Source organism: bacterium (assembly GCA_035380285.1).
GTDB lineage: Bacteria > Auribacterota > Erginobacteria > Erginobacterales > DAOSXE01 > DAOSXE01.
This window is the reverse complement of sequence record DAOSXE010000010.1, coordinates 55,827-70,479: the sequence shown is the minus strand read 5'-3', so window position 1 is coordinate 70,479 and position 14,653 is coordinate 55,827. Positions and strand designations below refer to the sequence as shown.

The 14,653-nt window shown below is 61.7% G+C and carries 11 protein-coding genes and 1 pseudogene; 6 read left to right on the top strand and 6 right to left on the bottom strand.

The window, feature by feature from the left end:
- Positions 1-19: 19 nt before the first annotated feature.
- Positions 20-775 (bottom strand): annotated as a pseudogene (locus PLZ73_05335) (AAA family ATPase).
- 609 nt (positions 776-1,384) lie between these two features.
- Here PLZ73_05335 and PLZ73_05330 point away from each other — a divergent pair.
- On the top strand, positions 1,385-2,161 hold the full coding sequence (locus tag PLZ73_05330) for a helix-turn-helix domain-containing protein (protein ID HOO77294.1): 777 nt from the start codon (positions 1,385-1,387) through the stop codon (positions 2,159-2,161).
- A gap of 41 nt (positions 2,162-2,202) precedes the next feature.
- Here the strand turns inward: PLZ73_05330 and mnmE are convergent, their stop codons facing one another.
- From mnmE to rpmH, 5 genes are read right to left on the bottom strand one after another with little or no spacing between them, the layout of a single operon-like run.
- Positions 2,203-3,606, bottom strand: coding sequence for a tRNA uridine-5-carboxymethylaminomethyl(34) synthesis GTPase MnmE (mnmE, locus tag PLZ73_05325; GenBank protein ID HOO77293.1), 1,404 nt, complete (start codon positions 3,604-3,606; stop codon positions 2,203-2,205).
- 3 nt (positions 3,607-3,609) lie between these two features.
- A complete protein-coding gene (yidC, locus tag PLZ73_05320; protein HOO77292.1) occupies positions 3,610-5,349 on the bottom strand; it encodes a membrane protein insertase YidC in 1,740 nt (579 codons plus the stop codon).
- On the bottom strand, positions 5,349-5,579 hold the full coding sequence (yidD, locus tag PLZ73_05315) for a membrane protein insertion efficiency factor YidD (protein HOO77291.1): 231 nt from the start codon (positions 5,577-5,579) through the stop codon (positions 5,349-5,351). Before yidD ends, yidC begins: the two co-directional genes overlap by 1 nt.
- Positions 5,576-5,905, bottom strand: coding sequence for a ribonuclease P protein component (gene rnpA / locus PLZ73_05310; GenBank protein HOO77290.1), 330 nt, complete (start codon positions 5,903-5,905; stop codon positions 5,576-5,578). Before rnpA ends, yidD begins: the two co-directional genes overlap by 4 nt.
- Positions 5,906-5,939: 34 nt before the next feature.
- Positions 5,940-6,077, bottom strand: coding sequence for a 50S ribosomal protein L34 (gene rpmH / locus PLZ73_05305; GenBank protein ID HOO77289.1), 138 nt, complete (start codon positions 6,075-6,077; stop codon positions 5,940-5,942).
- Positions 6,078-6,594: 517 nt separating this feature from the next.
- On the opposite strand from rpmH, the gene dnaA reads away from it, so the two are divergent.
- The 5 genes from dnaA (at position 6,595) to gyrA (ending at position 14,651) form a co-directional block, all read left to right on the top strand.
- On the top strand, positions 6,595-7,932 hold the full coding sequence (dnaA, locus tag PLZ73_05300; protein ID HOO77288.1) for a chromosomal replication initiator protein DnaA: 1,338 nt from the start codon (positions 6,595-6,597) through the stop codon (positions 7,930-7,932).
- A gap of 267 nt (positions 7,933-8,199) precedes the next feature.
- Positions 8,200-9,291 (top strand): DNA polymerase III subunit beta, encoded by a 1,092-nt coding sequence (dnaN, locus tag PLZ73_05295; GenBank protein HOO77287.1) that lies wholly within the window; start codon positions 8,200-8,202, stop codon positions 9,289-9,291.
- Complete coding sequence (locus PLZ73_05290) at positions 9,291-9,635, top strand: DUF721 domain-containing protein (GenBank protein ID HOO77286.1); 345 nt, start codon at positions 9,291-9,293, stop codon at positions 9,633-9,635. The genes dnaN and PLZ73_05290 overlap by 1 nt, the downstream gene beginning before the upstream one ends.
- Positions 9,636-9,650: 15 nt before the next feature.
- Positions 9,651-12,065 (top strand): DNA topoisomerase (ATP-hydrolyzing) subunit B, encoded by a 2,415-nt coding sequence (gene gyrB, locus PLZ73_05285; protein HOO77285.1) that lies wholly within the window; start codon positions 9,651-9,653, stop codon positions 12,063-12,065.
- A gap of 18 nt (positions 12,066-12,083) precedes the next feature.
- Positions 12,084-14,651 (top strand): DNA gyrase subunit A, encoded by a 2,568-nt coding sequence (gene gyrA, locus PLZ73_05280; GenBank protein HOO77284.1) that lies wholly within the window; start codon positions 12,084-12,086, stop codon positions 14,649-14,651.
- Positions 14,652-14,653 lie beyond the last annotated feature (2 nt).

Sequence of the window (14,653 nt, the reverse complement as noted above, 5' to 3'; positions counted from 1 at the left end):
TCATGCTGCCGGGCAAGGCGCGGGCCACAAGTTCGCGGGCAAGTTCCCGATAAGCGGCCGCGCCGGAAGATTCCGGGTCGTAATAGACAGCGGGTTGACCGAAACTGGGAGCTTCGCTCAACCGGACGTTGCGTGGAATCACCGTGGTGAAGAGTTGTTCCCGGAAATAGTTTCTCACTTCTTCGATGACCTGAGTCGAAAGGTTGGTACGGGCATCGCGCATGGTCATGACCACACCTTCGATACACAGGTGCGGATTCAGCCGCTCCCGGACCAGGGCCACGGTATTGACCAGCAACGACAGCCCTTCCAGTGCGTAATATTCGCACTGGATGGGCAGCAGAATACTTCCGGCGGCGGTCAGGGCGTTGATGACCAGGATATTGAGGGAGGGAGGACAGTCGATGATAATGTAATCGAAGTTTGGGCTCAGAGGGGCCAGGCGTTCCTTGAGAATGAATTCCCGCCCCAGCATCCCCACCAGTTCGACCTCCGCCCCGGTCAGGTCGGGGTGGGATGGGAGCAGACTGAGGTTGCGGAAAGCCGTAGGCGCCACCGCTGCATCCGCCATGATTTTCCCCGCGAGCAGAGCGTACACGTTCTTGTCCCGATCGTCACGAGGATGCCCCACCCCGCTGGTGGCGTTGCCTTGGGGGTCGAGATCGCAGAGCAGCACCCTGCTCCCTGCAATTCCAAGTTCGGCCGCCAGATTGACGGCGGTCGTGGTTTTCCCCACGCCGCCTTTCTGATTAACCACCGCGATGGTGCGGGCCATGGCTGCAAATCTCCGGTAACGATGCCGGGTATAGTAAACCAGGGCGGCCGGCTTTGCTAGAAAAATATACGGATGTTCCACGTGGAACGGATCATCTTCCGGGGAAGGCACCACTGTACCCTCTTTTTTTCCGTTCCCTGCTTCTTCTCCCCGTTTCTCCGGGTGCCCGTCGAATATTCGCCCCTCCGGCGCTTTCTGGAGCCCCTGATCGCTTCGCACTCTTCTCCGTCCCCTCGGATATGGTATGTTCCACGTGAAACCAATAGTATCCATGCGACCCCGAGAAAGGGAAGGGCATATACCTACCGGTAGGTAGTTTAGAATAAAGCCCGAACAAGCCGTCAGACCGGTAGATGTCCTATATGGACTTTATCCGGTCATTTGACCGTATTTGCCCGATTGACAGGCTATTGTCCGGGACAAAAAGCCCAGCATATAGACATATGTACACCACACTGGGCCTATCGGCCCTGTTTATTTTTTTCTGGACAGGACGTTGTGCTCCTGGTATGGTTTTGACCGGATCGACGAGTCCTGGACATATTGCCGCGATGTCCACCTTTAGAATCCTTGTGTCCGGGACAAATGTCCAAAATAAAGGTACCGCTTATGCCGGAAAATTCAGATCGCCCTTCGTTTCCCGACTGGATCACCCTGAAGCAAGCCGCGCTGTTGCTCAACTGCAGCATTAAAACCATCCGGCGGCGGGTGGAATCCGGCAAGATGAAGAGCATGGTCGAATACCGCGGGAACAAGGCCATCCGCCTGGTATCCCGGGAAGACGTGCTCAGAGAAGCTCCATCATTCGATCTGATCCTGGCCGCTTCCCACCCCCGGGCCGAATCCGGCAACGCCCCGGGATTGGTCTCCGCCGATACCGAACAGATGCTGCGGCTGGCCGTCTCCGAATGGCACAGGCGCAGCGATTCCGGTCTCAGGCGCACCCGCATCCTGCTCCTGGTCGGCATGGGCGCGGTTCTGCTGGCCCTCGTTGGCGCGGTGATGCTGAGCGCGGACTGGTTTTATCGTCTCAGCCGCGATGACGCCCGTAGTCTCAAAGGAGAGCTCGGAACTCTGGTGGCGGGCGCGGAAGCGCGGAGCCGGCGCGATATCTCCACCGCCATGCGCAGCGCCAGAACCGCCCGGGGCCTGGGCGAGGCCTCGCTGCGGGAGTTGGAGGAAGCCCGGATCGAAATCGAGACCCTGCGGGCTCAGGTAGCCGGACTTCAAGCCGGAATCTCCGATCTCCGGACGCTGCTGGCCGCTAGCGACGAAGCCCGGCGCCGGGACTGGTCGGAGCTTCAGGCCGCGATCGCCGCGCCACCTTCCGCGCCCGAATCCGCGGATGTCCTTCCCGCTCCGTCCCCCGGTCCGACATCCGAATAATCCCGATACGCCAGGCCGACGCGGGGCAGGGGGGGGGGATCTTACTTTCCCACGCAGAAGCGCGAGAAAATTTCATCGAGCAGTTCGCCCGGATGGCCTTCCCCCAACACCTTCCCCATCCGGTCGACCGCTTCGCCCAGTTCCAGGGCGAGCAGCTCCGCTCCCGGCTCCTCCCGGAGAAGCGCGTGCGTGCGCGCTACCGCCTCCGCGCACTCTTCCAGCAGCACCCGGCGGCGGCGGCTGACGGCAAGGGCCCGGGCGCCCACCCCGGCAAGCTCGCGCAGCGAATGCGCCAACTCCTCCCGAAAACGCTCCAACCCCGATCCGTCGGCCGCCGATACGTCCAGGACCCGGGCCCCGGGAAATTCCCGGACTACGGCCCGGTTTTCGAGACGGCGCCGCCGATCCGCTTTGTTGGCCACGATCAGCAGCCTTCCCCGGCCGGCCTGCCGGCAGGCTTCCAGGTCGTCGCTGCCCAAGGCGGCGGAACCGTCGAGCACCAGCACCACCAGATCGGCGGAGCGGACCTCCTCGCGCGCGCGGCGGATACCCTCCGCCTCCACTCCCTCGGCTCGAGCGCGGATACCGGCGGTGTCGATCAGGCGCAGGCGCATACCGTCCAAAACCATCTCCTCCTCCAGCGTGTCCCGAGTCGTCCCCGGCTGCGGAGACACTATGGCCCGCTCCCTCCCCAGGATCCGGTTGAGGAGGCTGGATTTCCCGGTATTGGGACTCCCCGCCAGCACCACCCGCAGTCCCCGGCGCAGTTGTTCCCCGGAAGCCGCCGCGGCGGCGAGTTCTTTCAGTTCCGCCGCGGCCCCGGCCAGCCCCGCTTCCAGGGCCGGGTAGGGGAGGGGCCGTTCCTCGTATTCCTCGAAATCGAGCGAAATTTCGACCTCGGCCCGTAAAGCGATCAAACGCCCGCGGATCCGGCGCAGAGCTTCGCTCGGTCCGCCCCGGAGCTGGCGCGCGGCCTGTTCGATCTCGGCCGGGGATTCGGCGTCGATCAGCCAGGCGACCGCTTCCGCCTGGAACAGGTCCATCTTCCCCGCCAGCACCGCCCTCCGGGTGAATTCACCGGGGGCGGCGGGACGGGCGCCGGCGGCATACGCCAGCTTCAGAACCTCGCCCATGATCCCGGGGCCCCCGTGGGTGAAGATCTCGAGCTGGTCTTCCCCCGTGTAACTCCCCGGTTCCGGGTAGAAGCAGACCTGGGCGCGGTCCAACTCCCCCGCCGGGCCCACGATCCATCCCGGCTGCATCCGCCTGGGTTCAAGGGCCGAAAACGGCTTTCCCCCCGAGGGCCGGAAAATCCGGGCGCCGACCGACCGCGCCCCGGGGCCGGAAATCCTGACGATTCCGATCGCCCCCGGCCCCGCCGCGGTGGCGATCGCCGCGATTGTCCCGGCGGCGGCGTTCATCTCCCCGGGCAGGGCTTCCGGCACCCCTTACGCACCTCGTTTCTGCAGCGCTCCCTGCTGGAGGATGGTGATGACGGTGCTCAGGGTGAAGTAAAGGTTGAGGCCGGAAGGCAGGGTATAAAACATGAGGGTAAAGAGCACCGGCATCAGGGTCCCCATCATTTTCTGCTGCTGGGCGGCCTGGTCGTTGGCCGCCGGCGCCTGCGGGGTCAGTTTCTGCTGGAGGTAGAAGGTGAGCCCCATCAGCAACGGGAGAATGTTCACCTGATCGCCGATGATCGGGTAGGATTGCGGCAGGGTCGCCAACCGGTCCGGCCCCGAGAGGTCACGGATCCAGCGCCCGGGGATGATCCAGAACGGGGCGTTGCGCAGGAGAATGGTGTTGCGCAGGGCGTTGTAGAGAGCGAAGAGAATCGGCATCTGCAGGAGCATGGGCAGGCATCCGCTCATGGGGTTGACGCCGTGCTCCTTGTAGAGCTTCATGGTCTCGGCCTGGAGCTTCTTGCTGTCCCCCTTGCATTTCTCCTTCAAGGCCTGGATCTTGGGCTGAAGCTTCTGCATCTCCTTCATCGACTTGAAGCTCTTGTGCGTCAGCGGCCAGAGGACGATCTTGACGATCAGGGTCAGGAAGATGATGGCCCAGCCGTAGCTGCCGATGAACCCGTAGATCAGGTCCAAGAGCCAGATGATGGCTTTGCACAGCGGCGCCAGCATACCCAGGTTGATGACGTCTTCGAAGCCGAATCCGGCTTCCCGCAGCAGGTTGTAATCGGACGGCCCCAGGTAGAGCACGAACGACCGGGAGAGCGTTTCCCCCGGAGACAGGGTCCGTTCCTTGAAGCTGAGAACGGCGCTGAGGTATTCGTACGGGCTGGCGGCCGCTCCCCGGCCGCAGCCGATGATCGCCCGCGCCGCCGCCACCTCTTTGAGGAGACCGTCGACGCGGTAGGAGGAAGCGTCCTCTTCCCGCGGCTTGACGATGGAAGTGAAATACTTGGTCTTCAGGGCCAGCCAGGCGATCCGGGCCGCGGTCGGCTCGACGACGCCGCTCTGCCGCTGAATCCCGGTGGGGGTCATGACGTCGACGCCCAGGCTGTCCTGGGGATCGATCGGCCCCATGGAGCCGCAGACCATGCTCGCCCCCCCCGGAAGCGCGAGGGGGGTCGCCCCCAGGTTTTTCACGGAGATCTCCAGGTCGAGCAGGTACTTTTCGGGGTGGATCACGTAGGTCTTGACGACTTCCAGTCCCCCGTCCGCCGTACTTCCCCGGAAGCTGACCTCCCGGTCCCCGTTGTCGCGGTCGCGCACCGCGGATTCCATCTCCCCGCAGGGAGCGAAAGGAAGCCAGCCCAGGGCTTTATCCGGAGCGACCGAATCCTGGAGAACGACGTCGCCGTTCTCCCCGGGAAGGCCCCGGACCCCGTTCTCGGGGTTTTCCCCGATCACCACCCTTCTCAGGACGCCGCCCGTGCTGCTGAAAGCGATTTCCAGCCAGCCGTTCGTTATCTTCACTTCCGAGGCCGCCGCCCCGAAAACCGGTCCGGAGGCGGCGGGGTTCTCCTCCACGACCGGCTCCGGCGAGGGTGCGGGCCGGGGGGGGGTGGGGGAGGGCGGGAGCGGGACGGCTCGGGATTCTTCCCCGGCGGAGGCGGGAGCTTTCGTTTCCGAAGCGGCCTCTTCCCGGGGAGCCTGTTTCGACTGGTAGATGAACCAGCCCGCCAACAGCGCCACGCAGATGCCGACGCCGATCTTGCTGATCTTATCCATTATTCGGTTCCTTCCGGTGGCTCGGGAACAGGATCGTATCCTCCCGGATGAAAAGGGTGGCACTTGAGAATCCGCGCCAGGGCCCGGGGCAGGCCCCGCCGGACTCCCCACAGTTCCAAAACCCGGAGGCTGTATTCCGAGCAGGTGGGATAAAACCGGCACCGCGCCGGTATGAAGGGAGAAACGAGCCGCTGGTAGAGGCGAATCAGGGTTGTCAGAACCGTCTTCATCGTTCCTTCAGCAGGCGCATCGCTTTCCACAGTTCGCCGATCTCCTTCTCCGCCTGGCTGTACTTCCAACCTTGCACCGGTCCGAACCAGACCAGCACCATCTCGCAACCGGACCTCAGCCGATGACCGTTGAGCCGGTAGACTTCCTTCATCAGGCGCCGGGCCCGGTTGCGGGCTACCGCCGTTCCCAGGCCCCTTGAGGTTGAAAACCCGCACCGGACCCCGGGCGTCCCGGTCTCCAGGCAATGAACCCTGATCCGACTCCCCCGAAAACTGCGGCCTTCCCGGTAGACTTTTTCGTATTCCCGGGTTCGGCGCAGACGCATGGAGGGAGCGAGGCGAAAACTCCGGCGGACCGGTTCAGCAGGGCACAAGTCTTTTCCGGCCTTTGCTCCGCCGGCGCTGGATGATGGCGCGTCCGCCTCTGGTGGCCTTCCTCGCCAGAAAGCCATGCTTGTTCTTCCTCTTGCGGCGCGATGGCTGGTACGTTCTTTTCATTGCAGTGCTCGCAAATCGGTTTAAACGACGATAGCGGGGCATTATCCTTCACCCCGGCAACGGTGTCAACCACGATAATACACGCCCGCGGTCTCCCCGGGCGGCTCCGGCCCGCGGCGTTGCGCGGACGCTTTTTCATTGATTTCCGCTTTCCCCGGAGATATACTTCGGCTGGCAAGCGGGGGCGGAAGGAGAAGGATGTGGATAACTTGTGAGGAATAGGGGCCGCGGTCGGGAGCAGTTGTCGTAAGCCTGCTTAGGCAAGCACCGACGTGGAAACAAGGGGCGTAAAGGCTGGCGGGGGCTGGAAATTAAAGGCATTGACACTATAATCACATGCCCGGGAACATGTTGCGAGCTTCATGGCTTTACCCGGGGCGCCGTCGCGCGTTGTCCGTTCCGGTTCCGGAACCCCGGAAAACCACTTTGAGCTTGCTATTGCGTAAAAATGAAGTATCTTCCAATACCCTGTGGATAATACCTGTTCATCTTCAACCTCCACCCCGGGCGTGGGACCATGAATATCCAGGTTGAAAACCTGTTTGCCGCCTTAAAAAACCGGTTGGGCGACCAGATTTTCCAGACCTGGATCTATCCGCTGTCGGTGCAGTCCTGGGAAAACGAAACACTGTCGCTCTCCGTCCCCAGCCAATTCTACCGGGATTGGATCAGCGAACATTACCAGGAGGTCATCGAGGAAGCGGCCGCGGAGATCTCGGGCAGTCCTTCCCGGGCCGCGTTCGTCGTCGATCAATCCCTGTCGCCGGCCCCTCCGGCGGCGCCGGCGGCGGTCGTTCCGCCGGCGGTCCCCAAGCCGCCGGCGCCCACCCTCAACCCCAAATACAATTTCGACCGTTTCGTGGTCGGCAACTGCAACCGGTTCGCGCACGCCGCGACCCTGGCGGTGTCGGGAGAACCGGGCAAGGCCTACAACCCCCTCTTCCTCTACGGGGGCGTCGGTTTGGGTAAAACCCACCTGATGCAGGCTGCCGCCCAGGAGATCCTGGCCAGAAATTCCCGGGCCAGGATTCTCTACCTTTCCAGCGAGACTTTCACCAACGAGTTCATCGACTCCATCGCCAACCGCACCACCGACAGGTTCCGGCAGAGGTACCGGGGGGTCGATGCCCTGCTGATCGACGATATCCATTTTCTGGGGGGACAGGTGCGGACTCAGGAACAGTTTTTTCATACGTTCAACGCCTTATGGGACTCCCACCGCCAGATCATTCTCTCCAGCGACCGCCCCCCCGGAGATATTCCCGATATCGAGGAACGTCTGATCTCCCGCTTCGAGTGGGGCCTGGTGGTCGATCTGCAGCCGCCGGACCACGAAACCAGAGTGGCCATCCTCCGCAAGGAAGCGGAATGGCAGCATCTGCACATCCCCGACGAAATCCTTCAGTTCATCGCCGAACGCATTCACTCCAATATCCGTAAACTGGAGGGCGCCCTCATCCAGGTCGCCTCCTTCGCTTCCTTGACCAACGCCCCGTTGACCATACCCCTGGTCGAGCAACTGCTGGCGGGGAGCATCGACAACGAGGTCGAGCGATTTATCTCCATCGATGAAATCCAGAAGAAGGTAGCCGAGTTTTTCGATATCAGGGTAGCGGACATGAAAAGCTCCCGCCGGCCCAAGACCATAGCCTTTCCCCGTCAGATCGCGATGTTCCTCTCCCGGGAGCTGACCCCCTGTTCCTTGTCCGAAATCGGGGAAGCGTTCGGCGGACGCGATCACACCACGGTTATTCACGCCTGCCGCACGATCGAGGAAAAAACCACGTGGGACAAGAATCTGGCCGGAACCGTTTCCCATCTCGGCAACCGAATCCGCCAGGGCGTCGGCGCCTGACGCCCCCTCCGGACGTTCCATCCTCACCGGGTTCGGGATAACCTCGACGAAACGGTGTGGAAAGGATGGGGAAAACTCGGGCGCGGCCGGTCGTCCCCAAAACGGATGCGGAAACGAACGGATCATCCACCGGTTATCCCCGGACGGACCCGAACGTGGGACAAGGGAGAAATCCAGATATCAACAGACCTTATTACTATTATTTCCTTTAATAAAAGAGGTTTATCATTATAATTACATTGTTAATAGACCCATTGGAGGAAGCGCATGAAAATATCGTTTTCCCGGGAAGCGGCGGCGGCCGGGCTGCATCCGCTTCAAGGGCTCATCGGATCCAGAAGCATGGTCCCGGTCCTGTCGAATATCCTTGTAACCGCGGATTCTACCGGTTGCTGTCTCGTAGCCACCGACCTGGAGATCTGGATCGCTTCCAGGTTCGAAGCCGTCGTGGAAAATCCGGGGTCGATCACGTTGCCGGGCCGCCGCTTTCTCAATATCTGCCGGGAAGCGCCGGTCGATCCCATCTCTCTGGAAGGAGACGAGACCTCCAGCCGAATCTCCTGCGGCCGGTCTCGGTTCAAGATGGTAGGGGTCCCCTGTTCCGAGTTTCCCGCCGAACCGCGGTTGGGGGAGACCGTCGACGTCCGGATTCCCCAGGCGGAGCTGAAGCGGCTCCTGCGCCAATCCTCATTCGCCATGTCCCAGGATCAGTCCCGGTACATCCTCAACGGAGTCTATATCAGTTTTAAATCGGGGGCGGTGACCGCGGTCGCCACCGACGGGAAAAAGCTGGCGGTTTCGGAGCACCCGGCTCAACTTCCCGACGAGCTGGACCGGGAGATGGTGCTTCCGGAAAAGACGGTCTCCGAGCTGCTTCGTATTCTCGGCGATTCCGGGGACGTGGAAATCCGGATCGGGCAGAAGCAGGCGGCGTTCGAGGCGGGCAACGTCCTCCTCGTCGCGCGTCTGGTCGACGGGCGCTACCCCGATTACCGCCAGGTCATTCCCTCGGAGAGCACGGTGAAGATGATGGTGCCCCGGGAAGAATTCATGCAGGTGGTCCGCCGCGGTTCGCTTCTTTCCAGCGAAAAATCGAACTCGGTTCGGTTCGACTTTTCGCCGGGAATGCTCACGGTATCTTCGACGACTCCCGAAGTGGGCGAGTCCCGCGACGAAATGAACATCGATTTCCAGGGAGATTCCCTGGCGATCGCGTTTAACCCTCAGTTCCTTCTGGAAATACTGAGGGCGGTTGACGACAAAGACGAGGTGGTGCTGGAATTGATAGACGGCGGAAGGCCCGGGATTTTCCGATCCGAGCATTTTTTCTGCCTGATCATGCCGATAAAGCTTCTTTGATGGGAAGCGCGGGAGAGAGAGGGGGGCCCGTCGCCGTCGGGGACGTCCTGGAGGGCTTGCTGGACGGCTACAGGATCGGCGGCTTGCTGGCCGCCGGCCGGGTGTTGGCCAAGTGGGAGGACGCGGTGGGAGCGGCGGTGGCCCGCCATGCGCGTCCCGGTTCTTTCCGGGAAGGAACGCTTACCGTTCTGGTCGATAGCTCGGCATGGCTCTATCAGCTGGAAAGATTTCATAAGCGCCGGATTATCGAGTCCCTGAACTCGAATCTGGGCCGGGCGCTGGTGACCGGGTTGATTTTTAGAATCGGCGGGCCCGATAACTCCGTCTTGGAAAACCGCGAATAACCGACAGAGGTAGGAATGGCCGGGGAAGCACAAGTCAAGGCATACGATGCCGGGAAAATCAAGGTCCTCAAGGGGATCCAGGCGGTGCGCAAGCGCCCCGCCATGTATATCGGCGACACCGGGTCGCGGGGCTTCCACCACTGCGTCTACGAAGTGGTGGACAACGCCATCGACGAAGCCATGGCCGGTTTCTGCAACCGGATCGAGGTGGTGATCCACGGCGATAATTCCATTTCCGTGACCGACGACGGCCGGGGCATTCCCGTCGAAAAGCACCCCACCGAAAAAATACCGGCCCTGGAAGTGGTGATGACGGTTCTTCACGCCGGAGGAAAGTTCGACTCCTCGACCTACAAGGTTTCCGGGGGGCTCCACGGCGTCGGGGTATCGGCGGTCAACGCTCTTTCCGAATGGCTCGAGGTCGAGGTCAAGCGCGGGGGGAAAATTTACCACATGACCTTCGCCCGCGGGATACGGGAAAAGGCGCTGAAGGTCGTGGGAAAGACCAAGAGCACCGGGACCAAGGTGACCTTCAAGCACGACCCCGAGATCTTCGGGGAGCAGGAGTTCAATTACGACATCCTGGCCAAGCGGTTGCGCGAACTGGCGTTTTTGACCAAAGACGTCCGGATTACGCTTACGGACGAACGCACCGACCGCAGCGACGAATTCCGCTACAAGGGAGGAATTCAGAGTTTCGTTCAGTTTCTCAATCAGAACAAGAACACGCTGCATCGCAAGGTGCTCTACCTGGAAAAGGGCCGGGACGGGATCGAGGTCGAGGTCGCGGTCCAGTACAACGATTCCTACGGCGAAAATATCTACAGCTACGCCAACAACATCAACACCATCGAGGGCGGCACCCACCTGTCCGGGTTCAAATCGGCCCTGACCCGGACCCTGAATTACTACGCCAAGACCCATAAGCTGCTGAAGGAGAAAGACCCGGCTATGGCGGGCGACGACGTCAGGGAGGGGTTGACCGCCGTCATCAGCGTCCGGGTCCCGGAACCCCAGTTCGAGGGACAGACCAAGACCAAGCTGGGCAACGGGGAAGTGGAGGGGATCGTTCAGGCCGTCGTCAACGACGGGCTGGGCGCGTTTCTGGAGGAAAACCCGACCGCCGCCCGGGCCGTGATCGGCAAATGCATCAACGCCACCAAGGCCCGCAACGCCGCCCGCAAAGCGCGCGATCTAACCCGGCGCAAAGGCGCGTTGGAAAGCGGGGGTCTTCCCGGGAAACTGGCCGACTGTCAGTCCCGCGACCCGAGCGTCTCCGAACTGTTCCTGGTCGAAGGCGATTCCGCCGGCGGCTCGGCCAAGCAGGGACGGAACCGCCATTTCCAGGCCATTCTTCCCCTCAAAGGCAAGATCCTCAACGTCGAAAAAGCCGCTCCCCTCAAGGTCCTCTCCAACAAGGAGATCCAGACCATGATTACGGCCATCGGCACCGGGATCGGGAGCGAGGATTTCAGCATCGAGAAAGCGCGGTACCATAAAATAGTCATTATGACCGACGCCGATATCGACGGGTCTCATATCCGCACCCTCTTGCTCACTTTTTTCTTCAGGCAGATGTCCGAACTGCTGGAAAACGGCTTTATCTATCTGGCCCGCCCCCCCCTCTACAAGATCAAGCGCAAGAAACGGGAGTTCTACGTCGAAAGCGACGAGCACATGAACCGGTACCTCCTGGAAATGGGAATGGAGGACATCAAGCTGACCCGCCTGGCCGACGGGCACGACTTCTCCGCCGCCATGCTCAAGAAGGTGCTCAAGGAACTCGGGCGACTCGAATATCTGATCGGGCAAGTGGAAAAACGCGCGATCAACTGGGACTCGTACATCGGGCAGCAGGAAGCGGAAACGGGGGCGCTCCCCCGCTATCAGGCCCGACTCGGTCACGAGCATACCTTTATCTTCGACGACGAGGGCTTGTCCCGCTTCTCCGCCTCGCTGGAAGGCGAAGCCGCGGAGACCGACGGCGCCGAGAACGAAAACGGCGGCGCGGTCGACGATTACGAAGTCGTGGAAATATACGAATCCCGGGAAATAGTGAAATGTCTCAAGCATCTGCAGGAATTGGGGATCCCCCTGATTAAGCGCAAGGAGGACAACGGGCCCGCTTACCGGATCATGGACGGGGATGCCGAGCACCCGGTCATGAGGGTCAGGGACATTCTTCCGGCCATCCGCAGGATCGGCCGGCAGGGTTTGAGTATTCAACGCTACAAAGGTTTGGGGGAGATGAACGCCGATCAGCTTTGGGAGACGACCATGGATCCGGAAAAGCGGACCCTGGTCAAAGTAACCATGGCCGATGCGGTCGCCGCCGACGAAGCGTTTACGCTTTTGATGGGGGATGTCGTGGAGCCCAGGAAAAAATTCATCTTCTCCAACGCCCTTTTCGTCAAGAACCTGGATGTTTGATCCCGGAGTTGCCTGCCCATGTATAACCCCAACGAAAAGATCATCGACAAGGATATCAAGGACGAGCTTCAGGAGTCCTATCTCAACTACGCCATGAGCGTGATCGTGGCCCGGGCCCTCCCCGACGCCCGGGACGGTCTGAAACCGTCCCAGCGGCGGATACTCGTGGCCATGAACGATCTCAATCTCGGTCCCCGCTCCCATTACCGCAAATGCGCCAAGATCTGCGGAGATACTTCCGGCAACTACCATCCCCACGGGGAGAGCGTGGTGTATCCCACCCTGGTGAGGATGGCCCAGGACTTCAACCTCCGCTACCCGCTGGTGGAAGGCCAGGGAAACTTCGGGAGCATCGACGGCGATCCCCCCGCCGCGATGAGGTATACGGAAGCCCGGCTCACGTCGGTGGCCATGGAGATGCTGGCCGATCTCAAGAAGAACACCGTCGATTTCGTGCCCAACTACGACGAAACCCTGACCGAGCCGACCGTGCTCCCGGGCCGGTTCCCCAACCTGCTCTGCAACGGCGGAACCGGGATAGCGGTGGGGATGGCGACCAACATCCCCCCCCATAACCTCAAGGAGATAGCGGCCGCGATCAAACTCTGCATCGACGACCCCGATGTCGCTCTCGACGAACTCATCCGGGTCGTTCCGGGGCCCGATTTCCCCACCGGGGGAGTGATCACGGGCATCGAGGAGATCAAGCGCGCCTACGCCACCGGCCGCGGGCGTCTCCGGGTCAGGGGGCGGGTGGGGGTGGAGCAGCTCAAGGGGGGCAAGGAGGCGATCATCGTCACCGAGATACCCTATGGCGTCAACAAGAGCAAACTCCTGGAAGACATCGCCGCCCTGGTCAACGCCAAGAAGATCAACGGCATCTCCGACCTCAGGGACGAATCCGACCGCGAGGGGATGCGCGTGGTCATCGAGCTGAAACGGGGCGAAGTCGCCCGGGTCATCATCAACCAGCTCTATAAACAGACGCAGCTGCAGGTCACCTTCGGAGTGATCCTCCTCGCCCTCGACGGCGGCCGCCCCCGGGTCATGAATTTGAAGGAGGCCATCCGTTGCTTCGTCGAGCACCGCAAGGAAGTCATTCTCCGCCGGACCCGGTTCGACCTGGACGTGGCCGAGCGCCGCGCCCACATTCTCGAAGGCTTCAAGGTCGCTCTTAAAAACATCGATGAAGTCATCGAGATCATCAAGAAATCGGCCGACCGGGACGCCGCCAAGCGAGGTCTGATCAAGCGGTTCAAGCTGAGCGAGATCCAGGCGGACGCCATCCTCGACCTTCGCCTCTACCGGTTGACCGGTCTCGAGGCCAAGAAGATCGACGAGGAGTACCGGGAACTGATCAAACTTATCGCTTACCTGCAGTCCGTCCTCGACAGCGAGAAGAAGGTGCTGGAACTGATCAAGGAAGACCTGGACGACCTGGTCGAAAAGTTCGGGGACGGCCGGCGCACGGAGATTGTCCCCGAAGACTCCGAAATCAAGATCGAGGATTTGATCGCCGACGAAGCCGCCCTCATCACCATCAGCCACCGAGGCTACATCAAGCGGGTTCCGGTCGCCACCTACCGTTCCCAGCGCCGCGGGGGGAAAGGGGTTTCGGGGATGGCCACTCGGGACGAAGACTTCGTCGAGCACCTCTTTACCGCCTCCACCCACGACTATCTTCTTTTTTTCACGGAATCCGGACAGGTGCACTGGATCAAGGTTTATCAGATCCCGCCGGCGGGGAGGGCGGCCAAGGGCAGGTCCATCGCCAACCTGCTGGAGATTTCCGTGGAGGACAAGATCGCCGCCATGATCCGGGTCAGGAATTTCGAGGAGCCCGGGTTCGTGATGCTGGCCACCGAGGCGGGAACGATCAAAAAGACGCCCCTTGACGCCTACAGCCACCCCCGGGCCGGCGGCATCATCGCCATCGGGGTCGAAAAAGGGGACCGCGTCATCACCGCCATTCTCACCTCGGGGCACGACGACATGCTGCTCGTCACCAGTTCGGGGAAGTCGATCCGCTTCCACGAAACCGACGTCCGCTCCATGGGCCGCACCGCCCGGGGCGTGCGGGGGATCCGCCTGGGGAAAGACGATCGGGTCGTGGCCATGGAAAAAGTCGTCGCCGACCACACCCTTCTGGTGGTTTCCGAAAACGGCTACGGCAAGCGGACCGGCTTCGACCAATACCGGGCCCAGACCCGGGGAGGATCGGGGGTCCTGACCTTGCGGACCACGGACAAAGTCGGGGTCCTGGTCGGGGTGGCATCGGTGCGCGAGGGGGACGAACTCATGTTGATGTCGGCCGAGGGCAAGATGATCAGGATCCCGGTCGACTCCATCCGGGCGATCGGGAGAATAACCCAGGGAGTCCGCCTGCTCAAGCTGGACGAAGGGGACCGCCTGGTCTCGCTGGCCAAGATCGCCGAACGCGACACCGGGGACGAAGCCGGTGAAGGAGAAGGGGAGGGGGACGAGGAAACTCCGGACGTCGAACCGACCGAGGAGGAACTGGTCTCCGGTCTCTCCGAACCCGGGGACGAAGCCGAGGAGCCCGAGCCCGGGGAAGACGGAGACTGAAC

Excerpts from the sequence above, each read along its gene's own strand:
- dnaN (HOO77287.1), top strand. The coding sequence starts at position 8,200 with ATGAAAATATCGTTTTCCCGGGAAGCGGCGGCGGCCGGGCTGCATCCG.
- rpmH (HOO77289.1), bottom strand. The coding sequence starts at position 6,077 with ATGAAAAGAACGTACCAGCCATCGCGCCGCAAGAGGAAGAACAAGCAT.
- yidC (HOO77292.1), bottom strand. The coding sequence starts at position 5,349 with ATGGATAAGATCAGCAAGATCGGCGTCGGCATCTGCGTGGCGCTGTTG.
- PLZ73_05330 (HOO77294.1), top strand. The coding sequence starts at position 1,385 with ATGCCGGAAAATTCAGATCGCCCTTCGTTTCCCGACTGGATCACCCTG.
- rnpA (HOO77290.1), bottom strand. The coding sequence starts at position 5,905 with ATGCGTCTGCGCCGAACCCGGGAATACGAAAAAGTCTACCGGGAAGGC.
- gyrB (HOO77285.1), top strand. The coding sequence starts at position 9,651 with ATGGCCGGGGAAGCACAAGTCAAGGCATACGATGCCGGGAAAATCAAG.
- gyrA (HOO77284.1), top strand. The coding sequence starts at position 12,084 with ATGTATAACCCCAACGAAAAGATCATCGACAAGGATATCAAGGACGAG.
- dnaA (HOO77288.1), top strand. The coding sequence starts at position 6,595 with ATGAATATCCAGGTTGAAAACCTGTTTGCCGCCTTAAAAAACCGGTTG.
- yidD (HOO77291.1), bottom strand. The coding sequence starts at position 5,579 with ATGAAGACGGTTCTGACAACCCTGATTCGCCTCTACCAGCGGCTCGTT.
- PLZ73_05290 (HOO77286.1), top strand. The coding sequence starts at position 9,291 with ATGGGAAGCGCGGGAGAGAGAGGGGGGCCCGTCGCCGTCGGGGACGTC.